The organism is Methanosarcina thermophila TM-1 (assembly GCF_000969885.1).
Lineage (GTDB): Archaea > Halobacteriota > Methanosarcinia > Methanosarcinales > Methanosarcinaceae > Methanosarcina > Methanosarcina thermophila.
The window spans coordinates 2,143,002-2,167,901 of sequence record NZ_CP009501.1 but is presented as its reverse complement, the minus strand read 5'-3'; the positions used below and the strand labels follow the sequence as shown (position 1 = coordinate 2,167,901).

Here is a 24,900-nt window from a genome sequence, read left to right as displayed (position 1 = left end):
TTGTTTGGATACTGACCCTGGTTCTCAATATCCTGTTTTCATTTCAGCTGCTCAAGAGCCTCTTCTACAGATCTTCTATGATGTACAATCTCACAAATAGCCCGGGTGAGCCTGACAGGGTCTCTATGCTGGAAAACATTTCTTCCAATTGCAGCTCCTCTGGCTCCGGCTTCCATGGCTCCGTCAATCATCTCAAGGAGCTCCAGGTCAGTTGAGGTTTTAGGCCCTCCTGCAATAACTACAGGCACAGGACAGCCTCTGACCACATCCCTGAAACTGTCAGGATCTCCGGTGTACACGGTTTTTACAACATCAGCACCTAACTCGGCTCCTATCCTTGCAGCATGTGCAACATTTACAGGATCATGTGGATTGGTGATTTTCTTACCTCTGGGGTACATCATGGCAAGGAGAGGCATACCCCATTCCGTGCAGTCTCTGGAAATCTTTCCAAGCTGCTCAAGCTGGTCAGCTTCGGTTTCAGAGCCTACATTGATATGCATGGAAACGGCATCGGCTCCCATTTTAATCACTTCCTCCACTGTGCAGACCTGCACTTTGGCATTGGGATCAGGGCTCAGGGAAGAAGAACCACTGATGTGCACGATGAGACCTATATCATGACCGTATCCCCGGTGTCCGTATTTTACCATTCCTTTCTGCATAAGAACGGCATTTGCTCCTCCTTCGGCTACTCTATTTACCGTATCAGTGATATTAATGAGTCCTTCAATAGGTCCGTCTGAGATACCATGATCCATTGGAATAATGACCATGTTTCTACTTTCCCGATTCATCAACCTCTCTATCCTTATCTTTTTACCAATTTCTGACATTATAATCCCTCCAAATGCAAAATGATCTTAATTTATTAGCCTATTATTTGCTCTGAATATGTGTGCTAGTGTGTCACATACTAGCACACTGAACCTATTTAAATCTATTCCATATGGCTGCATGACAGGAATATGTCTTTAATAGAAATGAATAATCTTGAACTTTTCTGTACAAAAGTATGCTATAGTGTTCAAAAATAGTATTTTTCCTTCTGTTATATCGGGATAATACCAGGAAACACGTTCCAGATCATGAAACACAAAATAATTTTCGCAGCCAGGAAACTTCGAAAACAGCTGAAGGTTCATGAGCTTTGGAAGCATAAGAGAATTAAAATAGGATAAGATTGGCTAATAAAATAAGATTGGCTAATTGAATAAGAGTGGCTAATGGGGTACACCCAGAGCAATAGAATAAGATTGGCTAATAGGGTTATACTCAGAGCAATAGAAAATACACTCATTAAATACACAGTTATCAAAATATAACTCTCAAAAATAAAATTACACTAACAGGGATTGAAGGAATTATGGAAAGGCTGAAAATCCTCGTTGTTAATAACTACGGACAATTTTGCCATCTCATTCACCGGGCTGTCCGGGATCTTGGCATGAATACGAAAATAATCCCAAATACAATGCCAATTGAGGATATCTTGGCAGAAGAACCGGATGGGCTGATCCTGAGCGGTGGTCCGGAAATGGATAGGGTAGGCTTATGTTTCGATTATGTCCGTGAAGTTGATCTCCCTATTCTTGGAATCTGCCTCGGGCATCAGGCAATTGCTCTGGCATATGGGGGTCACGTTCATGCAGGGAATAAAGGCGGGTATGCAGAGATTGAGATAGAGGTGCTTGAAGAAGATGATATTCTCCGGGGACTCGGGCCCAAGACTACTGTTTGGGCTTCCCATGCAGATGAGGTTGCTATTCTGCCTGAGGGTTTCATTCATCTTGCCCGTTCTGAGATATGTGAGATTGAGGCTATGCGCCACCCAACAAAACCGATTTATGGTGTCCAGTGGCATCCTGAGGTTTCCCATACCGAGAAAGGAGAAGAACTGCTTATTAACTTCCTTGAGGTTTGCGAGCAATATTAAATACTAATAAAAAACATCCAATGTGAAAAATTAACTTCGGGATAAATTACATCCCGAGTTTTTTCTTCATCATCTTCTGAATATTGAATTTCCCGCCTCTAAAGCCTTTTAGAGCTGTCTGCATCATTTTGTGGTATTTAAGAAGCTCTCTTACTTCTTCAGGGCTGCGTCCTGAACCTCTTGAAATCCTTTTTATTCGGGAACCGCCTATGAGCTTTGGATCATTCATTTCTTCCTCTGTCATGGAATCCATGATGACCTTGTAACTCTTCATCTTGTCACTTGTAGCCTGGAACATCTCATCTGAGAGCTTGATACCTCCTAATCCTCCCATTCCCATAGGGAGCATGGACATTATCTGTTTGAGCGGACCCATCTTATTCATGGCTTCAAGCTGCTTGTACATGTCTTTGAGAGTGAAGCGTCCCTGCATCAGAGCTTCCACATTCACATCCTCTTCGGTCAGGGTTTCTTCAGCCTTTTCTATCAGGGTTTTGAGGTCTCCCATGCCGAGAAGCCTTGAGATAAATCTGTCAGCTTCAAATTTCTCAAAGTCTTCTGGTGTCTCTCCTACACCAATGAAGGCAATAGGTGCTTTTGTTTCGGCAACAGCAGAGAGAGCTCCGCCTCCTTTTGCGGTTCCGTCAAGCTTTGTTATAATAACGCCTGTAATCCCGACAGAATTATTAAAGGCGTGAGCTTGCTGGCTTGCCTGCTGTCCTATACCTGCGTCCAGCACCATGAACTTGTGATCTGGTTTCGCAACAGCATTGATCCGTTCCATCTCATCTATGAGGTCAGCTTCAAGGGCATGGCGCCCAGCAGTATCCACGATTTTTACGTCATATTTTTCCAGGTCTTTGAGTCCGTTTCTTGTGATTTCAACGGCATCGGGATTGTTTTCTTCTCCATAGAAAGCTACGTTAAGTTTTTCACATAGGGTTTTAAGCTGATGGTATGCACCAGGACGGAAAGTGTCTGCGGCGATAACTCCTGCTTTAAGTCCTTTCCTCTGGAAGTAGCGGGCAAGCTTTGCAGCGCTGGTAGTTTTTCCACTTCCCTGAAGTCCAACCATCATTATAGTCTGCGGCTTGAGCTGGATTTCAGCTCCCTTGCCGATAATTCCCATTAACTCTTGGTATACTATGCGGATTACGTGCTCCCTCGGGTTCATACCTGCAGGAGGGTCTTCTTTTAATGCGCGCTCTTTGATTTTCTGGGACATTCCCATAACAAGTTTTACATTGACATCAGCCTGGAGCAGAGCTCGCTGGATATCTTTTACTACTTCATTGACCGTGCGCTCATCAATTCGCCCTGCGCCGATCAGCTTTTTAAGCGCCCCCTGTAAGGAGTCTCCAAGTTTTTCCATTACCATATGAAAGTCATCCTGCTCAGTTTATGAGGATATTTGAAAAGATACTCACACATCTTTGACCGTGTCTAAGAAAGTAACCTTCCTTAATAAGCCTTGAGTTTTAATAGCTTGAAAAAAGGATAAAGTGAATGAATTCTAGGTATAAAATCGGTAACCGGCTATAAAAAGTTGCCTGGTGATGAAAATCTTAAAAGGTAATGTCTGGAAAATATCATTACATAAGAAATCCAGAAAAAAGTTTTATCATAGCGGGGGATGGATTCGAACCATCGGTCTACGGGTTATGAGCCCGTCGGGATCTCCTGGCTACCCCACCCCGCTACAGGGTTTTATTTGTCAGGTCACTTTGCTTGGATAACTACCTCAAAATACGAACGATCGTATATATACTTTTCGGCGATTCTCTGATCTTTAGAAATTTATCAAGAAATAAGTTCGCTTCTCTCAAGAATTCCTGCTACTTTTCAAATTCATCTGGATCTCTTTTTCCCCCTATTTTTTCATGTTTTCAGGTTTTTCCGGAAACATATTTGAAATTCCGAATCCTAAATCATATTATGTCAAGATGCCTGTTCTGTGGAGCTTATTGTGAAGTGAAGTGCGGAATTTACTGCGAAGGTTATCCGGGGGGCCAGGAGGAAAAAGAAATGGGAGAAGATACGGAAGTTCTTGGATGTACTCAAATTGGCACATCCTATATATGCGAGAGTTGCCTTAAAGATCTCAAACAGGCTCTGGGACCCCTCTAAAGTGCCAGCAAGAGAGGAATCCAGCATCTGAAGTTAAAAATGCCCTTCTCCTTTTCAGTGGGACCGGATAAATCGTGAAAAGGGCGGCATAACTGATAATTTAGACGACCTCAACATTAAGTGTGAAAGTGCCTGCCTCTGCAGTTTCGTTCTCAAAGGGTCTTTTATATACTGCTCTCACCTGCTGACCACCTTCAGCCACAGCTTTAATCTTCCATATGCGAACCCCTCCTGCACCTACAAGAGGCTGTTCAATTCTTTCAGGCTGTTCTGGAGGGTAATATTCTCCCGGAAGCTTATCGGGACCCAGGGTTACATTCAGTCCCTGTGTCAGATTAAGTTCCCAGCGATAACCTGTAGACGGGTTTTCAGGTAGTATCAGGTAAAAAATTTCTCCATTTTCAATGCTTATGTTTGTGCCGTTGTCAGCTTCAGTTACTACCTGTTTTCCCGGTGGAATAGGATCTGGAAATTCTTCCGGTATGATATTATCAACTGTTAGCTCAAAGGACCCGGTTACTCCGTTCACATTTACAGTATAGTTGCCTGCTTTGAGTCCCTTGACATCAAGGGGAATGGCTTCCGTAAAGCTCTCTAAAGCCTGCGTACAGATTGCATCTTTCGGGCGTATTGTGCTGATACTGATATTGAAGGTGTTTCCCTCTCTTTCAGTCTTTATTTCGTCTATTTCCGTACATCCATCAGGCAGGTAACCTTCTGCTATCACCTGTATCTGTACAGGAAAAGACTCAAGAATTAAAATCTGGATATTCTCTACTTTTGCAGTACCGTAAAAGTAGTCCTCTTCATTGGGTTCCTGACTATTGTTTGCCCCAGTGATCCCCTGACTGCTGCCTGCCATGTTCTCCGATCTATTTCCATCCTGTCCTTCATCAACACAGCCGGAAAGAATAACTGCAAAGACCATAAGCAGGAGTGTAGAAAACCTTGTATATCTCCAGAACTTTCTATTTGCTGCAGTTTTCATTTTTTCCCTTCTTCTCTTTCATAGATTTATGAAAATATGAGCCTGTTCGGATTTATCTTTTGCTTAAACTTCAATCCAATTCGCAGCTTTGCAGGTCGATTATCTGGGGCTTTTAAAACTTCGATCAGGGTATCTCTTAACCAACCTGCCTTCAATGTTTTTCTGAAGGAAAAAGTAGGTATAAAACATACCTGGAAATGCTATTAAACTAAAAAACTCATCTAAGGTCGTGGGACTCAGGATTGGTTTCAATGAAGCGTAAGGAATTTCGGAAACTTATTTCTGTAGAGAAGGCACGGGAAATAATGAATAGTCTGCAGGTTCTTCCAGAAAAGGAAAAATTTGCCATTGAAAATGTTCATGGTAAAATCCTTGCAGAGGATATCATCGCCGAGATCAATGTGCCCCCCTTTGCAAGAGCAATAATGGACGGTTATGCCTTAAGAGCAGAGGATACTTATGCCTGCAGTGAAACTGAGCCAGCAAGGCTAAAAGTACTCGGGAGTATTCCAGCAGGCTCCGATGCCAGATTCACAGTATCGGCAGGGGAAGCTGTGGAGATTGCAACTGGAGCCCCTATTCCTGAAGGGGCTGACTCCGTTGTTATGGTTGAATACAGCTCTGAGGAAAATGGAACTGTGCTCATTTACAAGCCCGTAACTGTGGGAGAGAATATAATGAAGGCAGGTTCAGATATCCTGAAGGGAGAACGTGTGCTCAGAGCAGGGCGAAAGCTCGGGACAAGAGAGATCGGGGTGCTTGCGTCTGTAGGTAAAAATGACATTCCAGTCCTTAAGCTACAGGTAGGAATAATCTCAACAGGAGATGAGCTTGTGAGTCCCGGGGAAAAACTGGCAAGAGGGCAGATATATGATGCAAACTCCTACACCTTATGCGCCGGGGTGCAGGAGTGTGGAGCCTCCCCGATGCTTTACGGGATTGTAAAGGATGATGAAACAATTATGAGAAGGGCACTTGAAACCGCGGTCTCAGAATGTGCGCTGATCCTGACATCTGGCAGCACGTCATCAGGAGCTGGGGATGTAATTTATCGGTTGATAGATGAAATGGGGGAAACCCTTGCCCATGGGATTAATATAAAACCCGGGAAGCCCGTGGTTATTGGCATAATAAAAAGTGTCCCGGTAATAGGGCTTCCCGGAAACCCAACATCAGCGCTAATTATTTTTAATGAATTTGTGGCTCCTCTTATCAGGAAAGCTCTTGGAGCTGGAGACGAACTTAAAAGAGTAGAAAACGGGGTTATGAGTACCAATTTCCGTTCTGAAGGAAGACAGCAGCTTCTTCCTGTAGGCCTAGTTAGGGGGCGGGTCTATCCCGCAGATAGGGGATCTGGAGCCATAACTTCTCTTTCCGAAGCTGATGGTTTTATCGAGATTCCATCAAGTACAGAATTTGTTGAAGCGGGAACTCCTATAGAGGTGACACTTTTCGGGGATGTCGAGAAGCCTGATCTCCTGATAGCAGGCGGCTTTTGCCCGGGTCTTGATCTGCTTGAAGACCTTAGCGGGCTTCGTTTCAGAACCCTTTATACGGGTTCAAGTGGCGGCTTCAGCGCAATTGCCTCAAACACTGCCGATATTGCAGGCGTGAACATGCCGTCGCGTGACTCCAGGGGAGAGGACGGAATCCTGTATAACATTCCTACTATTGAGAATATGGGGCTTTCAGATGTTGTGCTTGTGAAAGGATACAGGCGGGAAGTTGGATTAATTGTCAGGCAGGACAGTCCGATTACCAAACTCTCAGACCTGCTGGGAAAACGTTTGATCAACCGGAACCTTGGTTCAGGCACAAGAGCTCTTCTAGACCTCAAAATTGCAGAACTGGCAGCTGAAAAAGGAATTAGCAAAAAAGAATTTATGGACTCAATTCCGGGATATATATCAGGAGCAAAATCGGAAGCAGCCATCTGCGACGCAGTTGCTTCAGGAAAAGCTGAAGCAGGTGTTGGGAAAAGAAACTGTGCTGAGAAGAACCACCTCAAATTCATAAAGTTTGCAGAAGAAGATTATGATTTTCTGATAAGAAAAGAAATGCTGGAAACTCCTGAAGTACACAAATTCCTGGAGACACTTAACTCTGCCGAATTCGCTTCAAAGCTTCCTAAAGGGCTGCACGTGTACGAAAGAACAGGAGAAATAATCTCCTTTGAATAAAAAAGGATTTGGTCTCCTTTGAATAAAAAAGAAGATTTCCGTTGATAGAAAGGCAGTTCCTTTAAATAAATTTCGGAATAAGAAACGTTTATCAAGCAAACTTCAATAAGCTTTAAATATTATTATAATTATTAAGAAATATAAATGATCTTGAGTTTCCTGCAAAAAGATTAAGTAGGCTTTTTGGTCAAGCACAACCATAGCGCCAGTTTATCACCAACCATTGCGCCGCTTGACCACGCCGTTGCTTGGGTTTTTGCTCAAGCTTTTTGAAAAAAGGCTTGCGCTTAAGCAGTTTTTTGAAAAGGCTTATAGTAAAGCACTCCATAGGTATATATATTGCATTTAACTATTCAAGATAAATACCCAGATACGAATCTATTTTGAATTAAAAAAGGTTTTTGGAGACTGCTTTGATGCAGTTTCTTTTTCAAGCGATAATGAAAAATTATTTCTTCAGTCCTTAAATCGGCAGGTTCCAGATGAGCAGCATACAGGAGCAAATACGGGAAATCGAAGACGAAATTCGAAGGACCCAGTACAATAAGGCAACCTCCCATCACATAGGCCGCCTCAAAGCCAAGATAGCTCGGCTTCGAGATGAGGCTGAAAAGAGAGCCTCGGCAAAAGGAGGGGGAGATGGGTACTCGATCAGAAAATCAGGAGATGGAACTGTAACCCTTGTAGGTTTTCCATCAGTAGGAAAATCCACGCTTCTGAACAAACTCACGGGTGCCAGGTCTGCAGTGGGAGCATACGAGTTTACCACTCTCACAGTTGTGCCAGGTGTGCTTGAGCACAAAGGAGCAACAATCCAGTTCCTTGACGTGCCAGGGCTTGTAAAAGGTGCGTCATCAGGACGTGGGCGCGGAAAAGAAGTTATATCAGTTATCAGAAACTCCGATATGGTTATATTTTTGCTCGATGTTTTTCAACCCAAACATTACGAAGTGCTTATGGACGAACTTTACCAGGCTGGCATTCGTGTAGATGAGGAGCCCCCTGATGTAGTAATCAAGAAAAAAGACAGGGGCGGAATTGAGATCAATTCAACCGTTGATCTCGACCTGGATGAGGAAACTATCAGGGCTGTACTGGATGAGTACAAAATCCACAACGCCAGCGTGCTCATAAGAGAAAATATAACGGTTGATCAGCTAATAGACGTTATCCTGAACAACCGCAGTTATGTCAAATCCCTTATCGCTGTCAATAAGGTTGATCTGGCTTACCCTCAGTTGATTGAAGAGTGCAGGGAATTATACCCGAACGCGATTTTTATTTCAGCTCATAAGGGCATTAATATTGAAACTCTCAAAGACGCCATTTACGACAGGCTGGGTTTCATACGAGTTTACTTAAAACCTCAGGGTCAGCCCGCAGATATGGAAGAGCCCCTAATTGTTATGAGCGGGACAAACATTGGTCAGATTTGTGATCGCCTTCACAGGGATTTCCGAAGGAAGTTCCGCTATGCCCAGGTCTGGGGCACATCTGCAAAGCATCCAGGGCAGAGAGTCGGTCTTGACCATATAATGCAGGATGAAGATATCCTTACAATTATCATCCAGAAGTAAAAGCATCCGAAAGTAAGGGAAAAGCGGAGTGCGAAAAGGAAAAGTGGATCTTTTCTCATTCCGCGCTTTTTTTGAATTTATAAGCTCTCAAAAACCTGTAATGTATCAGGAGAGTTTGAAAAAACGCCTTTCTTCCGATTATTCTCGGAGTTCATTGAGCTGGCTTTAATTTCTGCCTCGAACTCAGCAGCACATTCAGCCGGGCTTTTCCTGGGCATGGTTTCAGGCATTTTCTTGAGAGTTCGATTTTTCCGGTGGTTTCCAGACCATATCTTTCCTTTGCTGCCTCAATAATGGCTGCTAGCATTCCCAAATAGGAGATATTAGCATAAGTTGCCATCTTTGCCAGGTGATCATCCCAGCACCAGCCAGGATTGGGGTTTACTTCAAGCAGCCTGGATTTGCCTTTGGCATCAAGCCTCCAGTCGGACTGGACATAGGTCTCAAGGTCTTCAACAGGCTCAAAGGTCTTCTTCTGTACGGTGCATCGGGCGCGTTTGCGTCTGGTATTTGAATCTGAATTATTTTGGGTCATGGTTTTATATCTTCCAAAAAAATTGTATGTGTTTTGAGTATCTCAAGTTTATTGGAGGGTAGAGCCTTTTATATACTCTCTCAAGGAAAAGGTAGAGTTAATAAAAATTATTGAGCCTTTAAATCTGGTTTAGGGCTAGATTAAGCCTTTAATTTCATTATAAGATAATTTATGGTTTTTAAAAGTTAGAGAAAGATAAAATAGATAATAGCATCTAAAATCGTTATTAAGATTCCAATTCTAAAGAATTCGGCAAATGAGATAGTTTTTCCCTCTTTTTCCGCATTCTGGATAATAATAACGTTGCTCGCAGCTCCCAGAATCAGAAAGTTTCCCGCAATTGTACTTCCAGCAGCAAGAGCCATCAATTGTTCCTGAGAAACTGTACTCCCCATGGCAGGCAGATAGAGCGCAACAAAGGGAACATTAGAAATTAGCTGGCTAAGTCCAATACTGAGCACAAGGATAGTTGATACAGAGCCTAAGTGAGGAGACATCCTTGCAAGCAGTTCCTGGCATGTTCCGGAAATCCACACGCTTCGCATTAGCACAAACATTGAAACGAAAAAAGCGAGAGTTGTCCAGTCAATGTTTTTTACGATCTCAATGCGCCTTCTACTAAGCAGGATAGGCAGCGATGAGAAAAGGGCAATCCAGCTCAGATTGAAGTCCCAAGTAGGTAAAAACTCCACTAGGAAAATCTTACAGGCTATGAGAACCAGCAGTAGCGAAAGAGCTATTTTTGAGGCACTGGCAAGTTCAGGGTCGGTAATGACCCCATCAGAGTGTATCAGGGTTGGTTTCCCGAATTCCTCCCGGAAAAAGAGTTTTAGCACAATATAAGCAACCAGAAGGCATATTAAGGTTGGAAGAGCGAGCCAGCGCAAAAATGTTACAAAAGGAGTATCCAGGTTTCCATCTATTGCTATGAGAAGGTTTTGTGGGTTTCCTATAGGGCTCATAACACTTCCTGTAGTTACGCCGAATGCCAGGGAAAAGAGCATGAGTTTAGGAGAGATATTGTATTTCCTGGAAAACCCAAGAACGAGTGGTGTACCCATTATAGCCAGGGTATCATTCATTAGAAATGCAGAAAGTATTCCTGTGGAGAAGAGTACAAGAAATACAAGTTGATCCGTATTCTTAGCCCTGGAAACTATTCGGCTCCCTAGCCAGGCAAGATATCCGCTTCGGTTAAGTGCCTCTCCCACGCAAAAAGCTCCAAAGAGAAAGATGAGCACATCCATATTAATCGCTTTAAGGGCTTCTCCAGGCGAAATCTCACCTAGTAGCAGTACAAGTGCAGCCCCAAGAGTCATGATCTGCCAGATTTGCAACCTTAAAGATCCGACCTGCCTGAGAGCTGTGAGTACAAAGACGCCCAGAAGAATAAGTACTGAGGGATCAGGTAAAGGCACAGGATAGAACACAATATACTGCGTAATCATAGCCCACAAGTCTGATGATATAAATTTGGAATGTGATACTCGATTAAGTAATACCCGATTAAGTATAAAGTTCCTGCGCTTGGAGAAATTTTGCAAGAAAACCGTTTTAAAGGACAGGGAGAACAGAAATCCTTAAAAGTGGGCTGATAGATATTTTAAAGTGTGGCAATCTGGTTTCCATTTTCTGCAACCATCCGCCAGGAACAAGATTTCTTTGTTTCAATCTGTCCTGAGGCTGATATAATTTGCAAGGGTAATACCATCGAAGAAGCTATTGAAAACCTCAAAAAGGAAGTGGAAAAATTCCTGGGAGAAGAACTGTCTCAGGGGTTTTCGAAAATTGTATTCTATTGAATTTGAAAATTATGGGTTTTTAAGCTTATAGAAAACTGCATATAAAGAGAGATGACTACAAATACCATTTAGAAGCGAAACCTTTTACAGAATTCTATAAGATACGGTAAAACAGAATTCTAATAAGATATGGTAAAAGCCGTTAATAGAATTATAGCAGAAATAAGGAAAGCACACATTAAAGGAGGAAAGAAAGCACACATTAAAGGAGGAAATAAAGGAGGAAATTAAAGAATAAGAAAAAGCCCGAAAGCTTTATGTCCATTACCGCAGCCCCCGATACGGTTGTTCTGAAGATACGCTCCCCCATACATATATTCAGAACAGGACCAAAGCTTTCGGGCGATTTTTTACATGCTCTTATTCATACCTTTTACTCACTCGTTCTGTCTCCCCAACTACAATGTATGATTGTCCCCGTAATTATTTTAAATTAATTATATCAAAAATTAGTTTCAAACGAAAAATATTATCGCATAGAAAGTTTTAAAATCGAAGCATAATTCCAGATTAAACGAGTTTTTAGCATTAACCGGGGATTAATAAGCCTTCAAAATAGAATCCAGTAGTAGGAGGTTTGAACGCGGAGTAGATAGGAAAAAGTAAAGAATACTTTTTAAGATTTCAAAATAAAAGTTAACGTTATATGAAAACAAGAAAACGTTATTAAGAGAGGAAAAATTAAGAAAAAGTTATTAAAATTAAAGAGAGAATGAAATTAAAATTATAAAATTATTTAAAACTATTAACGATTTGAGATCTTGGTAAGAAGAGAAGCCCGAGAGCATTTAGTTCATTACTGTATCCCCCATTACAGCCGCTTCCGGAATTTGCTCCCATCAAACATATCCTGAAGCAAGAACAACCAGCTCCCGAGCAATTCTGTCACAACCCACTACTTCGCTATTCGATCATACCCTTTCTCTCTCCGCTCCACAATATAGTAATGAAATAAATTATTTTAAATTTATTATCCGAAAAATTGCCTGCAAGCGAAAAACAGTCTGGTAGAAAATATTTCAAAGCCGTGAAAGAACTGTACTCATAAATATAAAGAGATTGAGAATCTTAAAGGAAAATTAGTACAAAGGGAAAATTAATACAAAGCGCAAATATAGAATGAAAAGATGGAAAACATAGAGAAAAGGAGCCGGTAGGAAAAATTAAAACGAAAGAGTCCCAAGCTGGCACAAAAATTAAGTACATGAATTAATCTATAAGTAAAAGCCTTAACGTGCAGTCCTGTAGGGTAGTGGTCAATCCTTCGGGCCTTTGGAGCCCGGGACAGCGGTTCGAATCCGCTCAGGACTATATAAGCATTTTTAATAATTTTAATCAAATACTAATTTTTTCGAAAAAAATCATAATCAGAGTGAGTCCTGTGTTTATTCTCTACTAATAAATGCTGCCCAATAACAGGGACGCTGGAGAGATTTCTAAAGACAGCTCTGTGAAGGCGTAAGACTGTTCTATAATATTATTAAATTTTGTCGATATTATTGTTATAAGCGCTCCCTATTACGCAAATCCTCTTGATTTTACAACTAGGATGAAAGGGTCCGATGAAAAAAATGATAGGTGAAACAATGCCGGAAACAGAACACCCCTGTGGGGCAAAACCTCCAAACAGAGAAGGAGAAAACGTAAAAAATGGAATTAAAAGAGAGGGAAATGAAGAAACTGAAATCCTGCCAGCCCTCGTAAGTGCACTCAAAAGTGATCTGGGTTCTACTCTTGAAAAAGTCAAAGTAAATGATATCAGAATAGGGCTTGCCTATACCGGGGTTCTGCTCTCAACCGGTTACGGAGGCGTTGCCTGCACCCCTCTCTACGAGTTCTCCTGCTGCCCTGCCCTTGATTTTGCGGTTTTTCTGAAAGGGAAGACTGCGGATAAATTACTTGAACTTGCCCTGTCAGAAAATCCCCTTGAAGCTGCTGTAGGAGTCGCAACTGCAAATGCACTTTCCCACATGCTATGGGATCTTAAACCTGAGAACTTTCCCATCTCAAACTTGGATGTTCTTGACCTTATAAGACCCGAAGATCGAGTTGCAACGGTAGGTTATTTTGGACCTCTCGTCCCAAAAATCCTGAAAATAACCGATAAACTCACAGTCCTTGAAAAGCGTGAAATTGAAGCTCCTCAAGCCAGAACCCTGCCCTCGGAAAAAGCCAGAGAAATCTTCCCGGTATCCGATGTAATTATCCTCAGTGCAAGTACTCTAGCCAACAGGACTTTTGATGGACTTCTTTCCCTCCGAGGAGCAGCAAGGGAAGTAATCCTGCTCGGTCCAAGCACTCCTCTCTACCCTGCCCCATTTTTTGATAGAGGAATTACTGCAATAATGGGAACCCGAATTATTGATCCCCTGACTATGCTTACCGTAGTAAGTGAGGCAGGAGGAACGAAAAAACTGCATCAGTACTGCGGGGAAAAGGTTGCGTTCAGAAAAAATGAATAAAAAGAGGAATAAAAAAAGATAAATGACATAAATGTTATAAAATGACATAAATGTTGTAAGAAGTAACTTTAAGAAAAGCCGGAGATTATAAAAAAGATTTGGAATGTAAGAGATGTCATACATTCCATTTTAATAAGGAAAATCACTTTTTTCAGTATTTTTCTTTCGGTGCAGAAAGAAAACTGCAACTTTTACTTCCTTGCTTTTATCTTTTCAAAGAGCTGCTTCAGGGTATCCTCATTGCTCTTAGTAAACTCGAAGGGTGAACTCGTAAAAGGCTCAAAATGTACTGCCACATCATCGAGCCTGTAGAAAGTCCCGTCACATTCCATGGCATCAATGACCCCCGGAAGTACAACATCCGAAGCAGCCGTGGTCGGACAGGGAGCAATATCCAGGCAAACCATTGGGATTTTGGCAAGGTAAGAGGCGCAGTCCGCAGGAATGTGGCAGACAAGATCAGCGCACATCACAAAGGCTGCATCCACATCTCTTTCCCGAAGCACATCAACGGCTGTGAATTCTCCGGGATTATAACGTGGGTGTCCGCGCGTAAAATCAAGCCCGAAGGGGTAGCCGTACATATAAGAAGCAACCTGGTTAAAACCTGCTACGTTACAGTGACCGCGCAGGGCTCCAAGAGTGAACTTTGCGTAGTTGTTCAGTTCCTTTACGAGATTCATAGCAATTTCAGCGTTTCTATGCTTTCCAATAGAGGAGGAGAGACCAAGCCCTACTGATATCGCCCCGAAGTTGCAGTTCTTCATCATATCAAGCATTTCTTCCATTACACAGATTGGGACTCCTGTTATCTCTTCCACTGAAGGGTGAGGAGTTTTCCCGTGAAGTAAGGTAAGAAGTGCACTGATAAGTTCATAATCAGAGTTAGGTTTAAGCTGCACATGCAGGTCAGAGGCTTCAGCAGTTGGAGTTTTTCTTGGGTCTACTGTGATAACAGTCCTGTCGAAACGCCCGCGTTTTGTCCAGTAACCACGCGGGAAAACTGCGTATCTTGACATCTGCCTTGGCATGGATTCAAGAGGATTGGTTCCCCAGTAAACTATTAGATCTCCTCTATTTTTCTTCTGACCTTCAGTTGCACCAACTTTTCCTGATTCCTGGATTCCCATAGCTGTTGGTCCGTGGCAGATTGTAGCATTGGAGTCAACAATAGCACCAAGGTATTCTCCTATCTTGAGCCCTACTTCATGAGCTTCGCAGGAGGTTTCACTACCCATGAAAAGCAGGGGTCGCTTTGCCGAAACAAGGATATCGGCAGCTATTTCTAGAGCTTCATCCCAGGCGGCAGGCGTCAGTTTTCCATCAACTTTTACAAGAGGCTGCCTTAGTCTGTGGGAACTAAAAATTTCCTGAAATTTGGCATTTCCCATTTTACATGCATTTTTGGCTTCTATCTTTCCGTCTCCGAATTCAACCTGGATATCGTCACAGGCTGCCCCACAAACCGGACAGACTATGTTTTTGTAAATCATTTTTATTCCCCTCTGACATAAACTTTCAACACTACATCTTCGGCACTAAGAACTTCTTCTTCAGTGGGCTCGATTGTCACTGGGGCGCCCTTATATAAAGGAGATCCTGTAGAAAGGGTATCGGGGTCAATAACAACATTCGACCAGATAGCCCTTGGCATGAATACCTGACCTGGCTGGACTGAATCCGTGCATTTTGTGTAAACAACAATTGAATGTTTTCCGTTCTCACTTGTTACTTTCACCTTATCAGGGGAACCAAGTGATACAAAATCAGCAGGAGAAATCCAGCAGCATGCACACTCCTTAGTGTAGTCATCCGTGAATTTATCCCCACCTTTGGCAAGCCTGCCTTCATCAATCGTACTTCCGGTAATGAGTAATACTTCCATATCTCTTCACCTCAGAGTTCCGGGTTTGCGTTTGCATCCACGTAGAGAGTTCCCTTCGCTCGCTTGCTGATTGCATAATCCCCTGTGAACTTCTTGAATTCGCCTATTAACTCGATATCACCAACCTTGACACTGTTTTCCATGGAAACATATTCGAAACCAGGGGAGAAACGTTCTATTTTGCCTCCGATAACTATGGTTCCCCCTGCCATTTCAGCCCCTACTCCACGAAGAGCTCTGCCCTTAACAACGATGAGCCCACCATTCTGGCGAATTCCGCAGAAACCTTCAACGTTGCCTTCTACCCAAATTTCGCCGCCATCCATACCTCCTCCGAGCTGGTGCCGTGCCGAGCCTTCGATGACAATACGTCCGCCTTTCATGCCGTGCCATTTGCCCCTGTAAGCGCAGCCCACATGATCTCCAGCATTGCCTTTAATGTGCAGAAGTCCGCCTGTCATTTCCATACCAGCCCAGGAATCAGCATCTCCGTGAACTACTATCTTGCCCCCTTTCATCCCGGTACCCACATGCATGCCTGCAGAGCCTTCAATTTCGATTTTTCCCGCACTCATGCCTTCTCCGATCCTTTTGACCCTCATTGCATCGCCTTTAATACGGATCAGAGTCTCAGCTGCAGAACTGCCACCACTGCCAATTACCTCAAAAAACTCGGAAAGAGGATAAGTCCTGGGTCCCTGCCATACACGCAAGTTTCCTATTTCTTCGGCATTTTTGCCTGCAAAGGCATCAGGTGTAATAACATCAGCTTCCAGTTTAATGTCAATCTCTTTTTTAGGAATAAGAATTACTTCTCCCATTTTTCCAGTACTTTCGATCCTGCCTTTATCAATAAGAACTCCCTCTGTCATGACCTCACCTCTCAACGTTAACCCGTATGGGAGTTGGATTTTCCAGATACTTTTCTGGAGTCGGATAGTTGGCAAAGCCCAGAGTATAATACCTGAACCAACTCTTTACATCAGCCAGCATTTCCTTTTCCCACTCGTCTTCTACATACACTTCTGAATAGTACGTTCGCTTTTTAGGCAGGGAAACGATCTCGCCTTTAATAGCCACAATTTCGCCATCCTTTATGGTGTATTCTGCTTTCCTGAAGGCTCTTAGAAGAGTTTCGTAATTGTTTGCATCAAGCTGCTGGGGGTTTATGTTATAAACTGTAACGTCTCCGTCAGCACCTACTCCAAGAGAACCTTTCCTGTGTACCATTCCAATGGTTTTTGCAGGATTGGCTCTGGTAAGGATCGCAATGTCATAGAGGGAAAGTTCCCGGTTTACGCCTCCGAGTTCACTCCTGTCATTTGCCCATTTGTGGCACTCACTGAAGGTCTGCTTTCTGAAAGCTTCGGACATGAGCCAGGTCATAACTTCAGGATATTTTGTAAACGGTCCACCATTGGGGCTGTCTGTAGTCATGATTGTTTTCCAGGGATCCTTGATAAGCAGGAGACACTCAAGCCCCATTGCCCACTGCAAACTGTGCACAGGGTTGGATTTAAGGTAAGTGAATGGCAGGACACCTGAACCGCACTCCATCTCGACATCAGTATTTGACCATTTGTTTCCTGTAAGCATGTAAAGGTCGTGAATTGCAGGCCCGTCACCCGTCATAACGGTTGCTTCTCCGAAAGGAGTGCACCCACTGTCGATTACAACATGGTCTTTGTTGTTTACATAATCTGCAATATCTTTTACTCCAGATGAGCAGTCTGCCCAGGTGGTGCCTGCAAAACTGTTGAACATTAGATGAGTGAGGTATACAGAACGGTCCCTTGCAGGATCCATTTTGGTTTCAGCCCATTCCACATCCATATTTTGTGTGGTTTTTACTCCATCAGAAATTTTCAGAGAGTCTTTAGTAATTGCATAGCAGCCAGGGTGTCCCAGATTATTTGCATGCAGGTGAACAGGCATAGGCATTCCAAGAAGCTCATTTACCTCAGTAAGCCCTTTTATTACTTCTCTCGGGGTAATCTCGAAATGGATGTTAGCCTCATCAAGAGAGTTTATGTTTTTACCCCAGCCCCAGTTTTCTACTCCTGCAGGATTGACACACTTAATTCCATAGGTTTTGTGAGTTTTCATCATCCATGCCACATAAGCAGCAGCCTTTTCAAGATCTCCATCCTTGAAGTAGCGCATCAAAAAGAAGTTGTTTCCTAACACTAGGTATCCACCCATATCAAGGAGCGGAGTTGCACGCATCTCCTCATGGGTGTGTCGAGCTTCAAAGGGAGGAACGGCAGCTTCAAAAACTGTTGTATAGCCCATTGCTGCGTAATCATACCCCTGTTTATAAACCGATGGGACAGAATAGCCTGAGCCTGAATGGGTGAGTGAGGTCTTCTGGAGATTTGATTTATAATGGTCTTCAGGGCGCATCATCCTGCCGGCGTTAACTTTTGCCCCTGCAACGTGAGAGTGGGAATCAACTCCACCTGGCATGACAGTCATGCCGAAAGCATCAATAACTTTTGCATCTTTCAGTTCGGCAGCAGAAAGCTCTTCTACAACTTTTCCGTCCCTTATGAAAATATCCATAATTTCCCCATTTATTTCATTGAGGGGATCAAAGACATACCCGTTTTTGATTGCAATTGTTCCTGCCATTTATTCCACCTCTCTTTTTACAAGCCGGATAGCATCAACAGGACAGATGAGGGCACAGGCTCCATCTGCTCCGCAGCAGTCTTGGTTTACTATCGAAATCCTTCCGTTCTTAACCTCAAGGAGGGTTTTCTCGTCCATATCGTTCAGGTACCCTGCAGCAAGCTCATGGCTGTTGAGGGCATTTACCGGACAGACGATAACACAATTTCCACAGCCTAGACATGCGTTTTCATCCGTTTCCAGGTAGGTGCGGAGCAGAGCTTCCGGAACAGGAGCTTCAAGGATCTTTTTCTCAAGAACACTCTTTTTCTCTACATCCGGCAGAATTGCAGTTTTTCGGACATCAATTGCGTTTACAGGGCAGGAAACCGCACAGGCTCCACAGTAAATGCAGGCGTCAGGACGGTGACTGATCTTTTCCACTCTTTCTCCGGATTTAGCTTTTTTATTGAAAATAGCATTTGCAGGACAGACTTCCACACAGGTATGGCAGGTCTGACAGATATTCTCATCCTTTGTCCAGCGGCCCTCAAAGGGCTTTTCCACAGAAATTGCATTCACTGGACAGACGGCAGCACACCATCCACAGTGGACACAGCAATCCGAATCAATGTGGGTCTTTCCGACAAGCTTCAGATGTCCATCCTCTGAAATTTCACGTGTTACTTCAATACAGCCTCTGGGACAGATATCCTCACAAAGCCCGCAGTGGACACAGTTCTCATTTACTGATGTCGGTTTCATTGCCCTGAAAAGGTAGGACATGTCAGTGAGGGATTTTCCTTCCTGTTTCAACTCAAGAGCGCCTGTAGGGCAAACTTTCGCACAAATCCCACAGACAAGGCACTCTTCACTTTTCTTTATTTCGAGGAAATCCGCATCCAATAACCCTCTCGTTATAGCTCCCACAGCTCCCACAGACAAATTACCTTTAGGGCATGCCTGTACGCAGGTTCCGCAGCCAATGCATTTTTCAGGCTTGTAGACCAGCTTCTTGTCTTTTTTTTCGGCAAAGATAGACAATCGCATATTATCTTGCATTTCGTTTACCTCTTTACGTTATTCTGTGCATGCGCCGCACAAAACTTCATTGTCATGCTGAACGAACATCTCATTGCAATTTTTACAACACTGTATACGCTTTTTCTGCCGGACTGGAACTTCTACGTCTACAAGTTTCCAGGAATACACTTTTTCTCCTGCCTCTAGGAGGATAGGCACAATCTCTACATGAGGAAATTTTTCAGTATTAAGGTACCAGGCATGGAGCTTAGGATAGGCTTTAGTCTTCTCAGGATCGAGGATTATTCGGATGCCTTTAATGCTGTTCACTCCTTCAGGCGCCTGTTTGTTTACCGTAACTGCCATTTTTCCCAGATTATTAATCTTCAATCCGTTATTCCCGATGGTGGCTCCTGCAAGGATTTGAAACGAATCAGGCATGCAGCTTTTCGTTTCGCAGGTCACGTATATACGTTCCCCACTCTGGATATCGAGCTCCCTCCTTGCAATATTGAGCATCTGAATGCCAATTAATGCCCCAGAGGTAAGGAAACCATGAAAGGAAACTACTCTTTCAATTTGGGAAAGCAACTCAGGGTCTGTTACTTGCTCCAGGATTGTCTCCATTCGTTGTTTTTCTTCAGGTGAATTTTTTTGCAATGTATGCACCGCCGTGAATCTGACCGTTATATATATTCAAACATAACGCTGATAAATACGAAAATTCGGGCAAAATCTGCCAAAAGGTGTAGGGATCCGATGTATCAGGTTATGTAGAAGTCAACATAACAGAGTGAAAGCAACATATCTTTAATTATTTTTTGATGGGAAAATCAGCCAATTTTACAGGGCTGGGTCGATAGATCCAACTCCCTAAAAATTCAGCCTGAGGCAAAAGTATAGGACAACATACAGTCCCATACCTGAATTTCAGGATATGTTAGGATCTATATATCAATAATTAATCATGATACTTTACTGTGGTTAAAATCATATAAACAGGTGATTTATAAAATTATCGATGAAGAAACTTTTCATGGGAGGGTACGAAGAAATAAATAAAACTTAAAAGATGGCTGAAAAATGTCTTTATCGGCAGAGTTACTTATATAGACCTGTTTTACTAGACCTATTTTACGAGGTCATAAAAAGATCAAATTTAGGTGTTTACAAATCTCCTCGGAAGAATCATTATACTGGGTAGCGCCTTTAGAAAATAAAGGATTTCGAACCATTTTTATTAATAAGCAGAGTTAAAAAAGTAAAGAAAGAATCTATTTTTATTAAATTGAAAGAAGAGAAAATCTAAACAATAAAGAGTTCTTGAATTTGCCTGTCTATTTATAAGTGTATATATCTATGCAAGCTATAACTGTGCAGGCATAGCAAGGCTTCAAAAAGGAATTTGAGAGTTTAAAAGAGCACAAAATTCTAACTACAGGTTAAGGTTTGATTAATTAGAATCATAATACTGGAAAAAAGATTATTTACAAGGAAAGAAGATTATTGACAAAAGATTGAAGGAGCGCCGGAAGAGGTATATTCCTGCTTACTGTAGCCCCCAATACAGTCGCTCCAATATATACTCCCATCAAGTTTATTTCGGAATGGAATATACCTTTTCCGGGCATTTTTATCGCACACAGGAGGAACTCCAGAAAGAGTTGTATTTCTCTCCGTATCTGTGCCGTCTTCCAAGCTATACCCCCTCAAGTATACTCGGAGTAGAATCAACTCCTTCCAGACAGTCTTTTACTCACATACCATACCGATTTTCTCACTCTCTTTGACCTGTTTGCTCCCGTTATATTATACAATGTCCCGATTGTTATTTTAAATTAATTATACGAAAAATTGTTTCTTAACAAAAGTTGTTTTCACAGAAAATGTTTTAAAATCAAAAAATAATTAAATATTAATAATGTAATTTTTATTGTATTTTGAGGTATTTAAAGAATAAATTACAAATTATTTCCTAAAAAGACAAGAAGATGATTTTATATTAAATTCTTGAATTTAAAGCCTGGGATATTATATCCTACATCTCTGCAGGAATTTTAAAAAAGAAAGAGTTTATTCTCTTAATTCAGCTATCTCTTTTTCCATTTTCCTTCTTATCATCTGTTCAGAGATCCAGCCAATGGCATTGTAAACAGGATTAACAGGGACATCCACGTAATACTTTGCTTCCGGGTTGAGCCAGCCTTTTTCTTTCCAGTAAGCATAATCAGCAGAACCAGTGTACCCAGGTTTGCCAAAACTTGCCTTTTGCGCACGAAAAATCAGTACATCTTTAAGTCCCGGAGAGCGCCGCTTTTTCTGGAAGGAATTGTAGTACTCAAGTGCAGCTTTTTCAAGTTTCCGGTTATTTTCCTGCTCTTGTTTTTTGGAGATCATACCTGGGGGAGTTATAAGACCAATACTTTGAGATACCTCAAAACCCCATATACCAGCTACCAGTTTAAGGTAATCGAGAACCTCCTTAAGACCCACAGCGCCTGTAGTGGAGAGAAGAAGAGCTTTTTTATCAAGAAAACGGGGTCGGTGGAAAATATAAGAGAAGCGATCAACAAAGGTTTTCATGAGTGCAGAAATATTCATACCATAAACAGGTGAAGCAAAGATCACGCCATCGGCGGCATGCATCTTTTGTTCGATAAGGGGAGCTTCATCTTTACATGGACAATACTCTTCACCCTTTGCAAGACAGACATAACAGCCCCGGCACTGCAACAGGTTTGCATCTTTGAGCATCAGGTATTCGAATTCAACGTTGTCCATAGACTGCATGTATTCTTCAATTTTCCTTGCCGCTCTATAGGTATTGCTTTTTCGTGGGCTCCCCATGATAACCAGGATTCTCATAACTTAGGCACATTCCTTCTATATTATAATCTATGCTACCTGAAAATCGTCTATATAATGTTAAAATAGTTCCCGATTCTAACAGTTGCCAGACTCAAGAAATCTGCAAGGGAAAGTAAATATAATTTCTCTATATGCTTTCAACGTCTTTACATTGGTAGGAATATCTGCAATAAAGTACCCATGTAGCTCTGTAGAAAAGGGAGATTGCTAGATTTACAGCAAAGATGAAAATCAGAGATGAAAATCAGCGATGAAAATTAGTGACGAAAATCAGAAAATAAAAACTTGAGAAAAACACAATTTATTGATTTAAGCGCTGGGTAAATCAGTGAGGTGGCTCATAAGGGTCTATGTAAACGAAGTTCGTTACTGGATCAGTTTTTAAGCTGTCCGGTATTTCCTTCATTCCATAGCACTCCCTTATGAACCAATTATTACTATATAACTAATATTATAAAAAATTAACGATAGAATGTTTAATTCTTTACGTAGTGTCAGATATCTATGTCAGTAGACCTCGTTTACCTGATTTTTGTCTCGCGAGTTGGACTCAATCATTAGCCTGTGGCATTGTTCTTAGCAGTTTTCAGCGAGTCCGGATTCTTGAGTTCCTTCTTTCATTAATAAGCCTTTGACTTTTTCTTTCAATTATAGCAGGCTCTGATACCATCTAGAGTACTCGAAGCTTATCTGATTACTTGCTTCCTGCTTTAATATTTTTCAGGATTTCCCGCAGCCTAGGCCTTTTTCCATACATCAGCAGGTAAACCCTGAAAAGCCGGCTGGAGAGCAGAATCACTCCATGCACCGAGACAAATAGAATTAATATGCTGGCAAGGATCTGATAGATAGGCACAGCTGTAACTCCCATTCTGGCAAGCATGGCTACTGGCGAGGTAAGAGGAAAGAGGGAAAGAAAAACTGAAAATGGACTGTCTGGACTTGTAAGGAGTGGCTGCATGAATATGAGAGGAGTTGCGGCTGTAAACGTCAAAATTCCTGCAACCTGCTGGCTCTCCTGAAGAGAACTCGTTATCGCTCCGATTCCTGCCATTAAACTGGCAAAAAAGATGAAACCGAGCACGAAGTAGATGAGAGCGAGTAAGAGAGTAAAAGGTTCGATATTTACAGGAAGGGCATACCCACTCCCAAACACTATTGCCGCAAGCCAGATGAGAATCTGCAAGAGACCGACTGCACCAAGGCCTGCTATTTTGCCTGTAAGAATTTCGGAAGGGGTAGCAGAGGAAAGCAAGATTTCGATTATTCGGTTCTCTTTTTCTTCGGCAACGCCACGAAGCAGAAATCCGGACGAAGAGAAAATACTGAAAAGGAGGAGAAAGGCTGTAAGAATAGGAAGTCCAAAGCTGGCAAGCATTTCGGTAAGCCCTTGTTCAGAGGGTTCTCCATCTTCCCCTACATTATAAAACTTCATGTTAACCGGGTCTCGAACTCTGTTGAGAATGAGCTCATCAACTTTGTCCTTAAGGAGGGAGGTAATAACAATATCTGAGATCTCGGCCGACAGTTCAATGTCTGGCACAGGCGCTTCTTTTTTGAGGCTATATAGTTCTATTGTCCCGGTCTCAAGAAAATTTTCGGGGATAATAAGATAAGAAGAAATCAGGCCCGTCTGTAAAGCCTGCCTCGCTTCGGAGATTTCATTATACTTTACAAATTCAATAACTGAGGTTTCTGCCTCAGAAGGTCTCAGAGAAATACCCTCATTTCGGACAGATTCCGGAAATTCGAAGGTGTCAGTCATATCAATATAACCTACTTTCTGGTCTTCAGCCGGAGTCGCTTCTGAGACTATTGCTGGAAGGAGACTGATCCCCATAAGTAGGAGAGGAAAGAGGAAAGTCATAAAGAGAAATTCTTTACGCTTGATTGTCTTCAAGAACTCGTGCCTTGCAATAATGAAGGTTTTTTCGGAGAAGTCATTCATTGAGAGCACTCTCCAGAGTCTCAATAAAAATATCATTCAAAGAAGGAAGTGCTTGCTCAAAACGAAGGATGTTTGCTCTCCGAACAAGTTCTTCAAGCAGGATTTGTGTATTTATTCCCGTTTCTGGAAAGATTTCAATCAATTTTCCGGATTCTGTTATTTTTTTTATACCTGAAATCTCCCTAATTGCGTTTAAATCTTCTTTTTCCGCAAATTCTACTATCAGAGAGTTCCTTCCATGTTCCCTCCTGATTTCTTCCACAGTGCCGTAAAGTACTCTCCTACCTTTATTGAGCATAAGAATCCTGTTACAGAGGGTCTGGGCTTGCTCCATCATGTGTGTGGAAAGGATTACTGTTTTTCCTGCTGCCCTGAGGTCCAGGATCTTATTTTTAACGATCTTCGTATTCACGGGATCAAGCCCTGAAAAGGGTTCGTCAAGAATTATAAGTTCAGGGTCATGGATAATCGCAGAAAGAAACTGGATTTGCTGCTGCATCCCTTTGGAAAGTTCTTCAACTTTTTTATTCTTATATTGATAGAAATCCAGGGATTTAAGCAGGGATTCGGCGTTTAAATGTGCCTGTTTTTTGGGCATGCCTTTAAGTTGTGCAAGATAGACCAGCATCTCCAGAAGTCCTGTTTTTCTGTACAGTCCCCTTTCTTCAGGAAGATATCCTATCCTGTTCTTTGCAGCCGGGTTAAGGAGTTCCCCAAAGACATTTATTTTCCCGGTGTCCGGCTTGATAATGTCAAGAAGAAGCCTGATAAGTGTTGTCTTTCCTGCCCCGTTTGGACCAAGAAGCCCGAAAATCTCACCCTGCCTTATTGAAAACGAAATATCTTTAACGATACTCTTTTCTGAGAAGGACTTTGATACGCTTTGAAATTCCACAGTATGCATCCAGATTAAATACATTCCAATATAAAATAAGTTTATTCGATATTATTGAAAACTC

General features: G+C 42.2%; 21 protein-coding genes and 2 tRNA genes. 7 read left to right on the top strand and 16 right to left on the bottom strand.

Annotated elements, in window-relative coordinates; genetic code table 11:
- Positions 1–38 precede the first annotated feature (38 nt).
- Complete coding sequence (locus MSTHT_RS09370) at positions 39–836, bottom strand: 2-amino-3,7-dideoxy-D-threo-hept-6-ulosonate synthase (RefSeq protein WP_048167550.1); 798 nt, start codon at positions 834–836, stop codon at positions 39–41.
- A gap of 530 nt (positions 837–1,366) precedes the next feature.
- Here MSTHT_RS09370 and MSTHT_RS09365 point away from each other — a divergent pair.
- Positions 1,367–1,936, top strand: coding sequence for a GMP synthase subunit A (locus MSTHT_RS09365; protein ID WP_048167549.1), 570 nt, complete (start codon positions 1,367–1,369; stop codon positions 1,934–1,936).
- A 46-nt stretch (positions 1,937–1,982) separates the two neighbouring features.
- Here the strand turns inward: MSTHT_RS09365 and MSTHT_RS09360 are convergent, their stop codons facing one another.
- Both MSTHT_RS09360 and MSTHT_RS09355 read right to left on the bottom strand, forming a co-directional pair.
- Positions 1,983–3,314, bottom strand: coding sequence for a signal recognition particle protein Srp54 (locus tag MSTHT_RS09360; RefSeq protein ID WP_048167548.1), 1,332 nt, complete (start codon positions 3,312–3,314; stop codon positions 1,983–1,985).
- A 246-nt stretch (positions 3,315–3,560) separates the two neighbouring features.
- Positions 3,561–3,635 (bottom strand) — tRNA-Met (locus MSTHT_RS09355).
- A 236-nt stretch (positions 3,636–3,871) separates the two neighbouring features.
- On the opposite strand from MSTHT_RS09355, the gene MSTHT_RS09350 reads away from it, so the two are divergent.
- Positions 3,872–4,063, top strand: coding sequence for a hypothetical protein (locus MSTHT_RS09350; RefSeq protein WP_048167547.1), 192 nt, complete (start codon positions 3,872–3,874; stop codon positions 4,061–4,063).
- Between the two features lie 100 nt (positions 4,064–4,163).
- Here MSTHT_RS09350 and MSTHT_RS09345 read toward each other — a convergent pair whose 3' ends face one another.
- Complete coding sequence (locus MSTHT_RS09345; RefSeq protein ID WP_048167546.1) at positions 4,164–5,051, bottom strand: protease inhibitor I42 family protein; 888 nt, start codon at positions 5,049–5,051, stop codon at positions 4,164–4,166.
- Between the two features lie 251 nt (positions 5,052–5,302).
- Here MSTHT_RS09345 and MSTHT_RS09340 point away from each other — a divergent pair, with 251 nt between their 5' ends.
- On the top strand, positions 5,303–7,231 hold the full coding sequence (locus MSTHT_RS09340; protein WP_048167545.1) for a molybdopterin biosynthesis protein: 1,929 nt from the start codon (positions 5,303–5,305) through the stop codon (positions 7,229–7,231).
- 482 nt (positions 7,232–7,713) lie between these two features.
- On the top strand, positions 7,714–8,808 hold the full coding sequence (locus MSTHT_RS09335; RefSeq protein WP_048167544.1) for an OBG GTPase family GTP-binding protein: 1,095 nt from the start codon (positions 7,714–7,716) through the stop codon (positions 8,806–8,808).
- A gap of 151 nt (positions 8,809–8,959) precedes the next feature.
- Here MSTHT_RS09335 and MSTHT_RS09330 read toward each other — a convergent pair whose 3' ends face one another.
- On the bottom strand, positions 8,960–9,343 hold the full coding sequence (locus MSTHT_RS09330) for a hypothetical protein (RefSeq protein ID WP_048167543.1): 384 nt from the start codon (positions 9,341–9,343) through the stop codon (positions 8,960–8,962).
- A 185-nt stretch (positions 9,344–9,528) separates the two neighbouring features.
- Positions 9,529–10,791: an anion transporter gene (locus MSTHT_RS09325; RefSeq protein WP_048167542.1), complete on the bottom strand. Its 1,263-nt coding sequence runs from the start codon at positions 10,789–10,791 to the stop codon at positions 9,529–9,531.
- 162 nt (positions 10,792–10,953) lie between these two features.
- Here MSTHT_RS09325 and MSTHT_RS09320 point away from each other — a divergent pair, with 162 nt between their 5' ends.
- The 3 genes from MSTHT_RS09320 (at position 10,954) to MSTHT_RS09310 (ending at position 13,607) form a co-directional block, all read left to right on the top strand.
- On the top strand, positions 10,954–11,145 hold the full coding sequence (locus tag MSTHT_RS09320; protein WP_048167541.1) for a hypothetical protein: 192 nt from the start codon (positions 10,954–10,956) through the stop codon (positions 11,143–11,145).
- A 1,238-nt stretch (positions 11,146–12,383) separates the two neighbouring features.
- A tRNA-Gln gene (locus MSTHT_RS09315) sits at positions 12,384–12,456 on the top strand.
- Between the two features lie 251 nt (positions 12,457–12,707).
- Entirely contained in the window at positions 12,708–13,607 is a 900-nt protein-coding gene (locus MSTHT_RS09310) for a Rossmann-like domain-containing protein (RefSeq protein WP_231588058.1), read from the top strand.
- Between the two features lie 191 nt (positions 13,608–13,798).
- Here MSTHT_RS09310 and MSTHT_RS09305 read toward each other — a convergent pair whose 3' ends face one another.
- From MSTHT_RS09305 to MSTHT_RS09260, 10 genes are all read right to left on the bottom strand, one after another.
- Positions 13,799–15,100: a formylmethanofuran dehydrogenase subunit B gene (locus tag MSTHT_RS09305; protein ID WP_048167540.1), complete on the bottom strand. Its 1,302-nt coding sequence runs from the start codon at positions 15,098–15,100 to the stop codon at positions 13,799–13,801.
- Positions 15,101–15,102: 2 nt separating this feature from the next.
- Positions 15,103–15,492: a molybdopterin dinucleotide binding domain-containing protein gene (locus MSTHT_RS09300; protein ID WP_048167539.1), complete on the bottom strand. Its 390-nt coding sequence runs from the start codon at positions 15,490–15,492 to the stop codon at positions 15,103–15,105.
- 11 nt (positions 15,493–15,503) lie between these two features.
- Positions 15,504–16,364: a formylmethanofuran dehydrogenase subunit C gene (locus MSTHT_RS09295; protein WP_048167538.1), complete on the bottom strand. Its 861-nt coding sequence runs from the start codon at positions 16,362–16,364 to the stop codon at positions 15,504–15,506.
- A gap of 4 nt (positions 16,365–16,368) precedes the next feature.
- Positions 16,369–18,123, bottom strand: coding sequence for a formylmethanofuran dehydrogenase subunit A (locus tag MSTHT_RS09290; protein ID WP_048167537.1), 1,755 nt, complete (start codon positions 18,121–18,123; stop codon positions 16,369–16,371).
- On the bottom strand, positions 18,124–19,164 hold the full coding sequence (locus MSTHT_RS09285) for a 4Fe-4S binding protein (RefSeq protein WP_048167536.1): 1,041 nt from the start codon (positions 19,162–19,164) through the stop codon (positions 18,124–18,126).
- Between the two features lie 18 nt (positions 19,165–19,182).
- Complete coding sequence (locus tag MSTHT_RS09280; RefSeq protein WP_231588057.1) at positions 19,183–19,794, bottom strand: FmdE family protein; 612 nt, start codon at positions 19,792–19,794, stop codon at positions 19,183–19,185.
- An 834-nt stretch (positions 19,795–20,628) separates the two neighbouring features.
- Positions 20,629–20,823, bottom strand: a complete 195-nt coding sequence (locus MSTHT_RS09275) for a hypothetical protein (protein ID WP_048167534.1) — start codon at positions 20,821–20,823, stop codon at positions 20,629–20,631.
- Positions 20,824–21,198: 375 nt separating this feature from the next.
- A complete protein-coding gene (locus tag MSTHT_RS09270; protein WP_048167533.1) occupies positions 21,199–21,990 on the bottom strand; it encodes a flavodoxin family protein in 792 nt (263 codons plus the stop codon).
- A gap of 697 nt (positions 21,991–22,687) precedes the next feature.
- Complete coding sequence (locus MSTHT_RS09265; protein ID WP_231588056.1) at positions 22,688–23,941, bottom strand: ABC transporter permease; 1,254 nt, start codon at positions 23,939–23,941, stop codon at positions 22,688–22,690.
- Positions 23,934–24,845, bottom strand: a complete 912-nt coding sequence (locus MSTHT_RS09260) for an ABC transporter ATP-binding protein (protein WP_048167531.1) — start codon at positions 24,843–24,845, stop codon at positions 23,934–23,936. The genes MSTHT_RS09265 and MSTHT_RS09260 overlap by 8 nt, the downstream gene beginning before the upstream one ends.
- Positions 24,846–24,900: the final 55 nt, after the last annotated feature.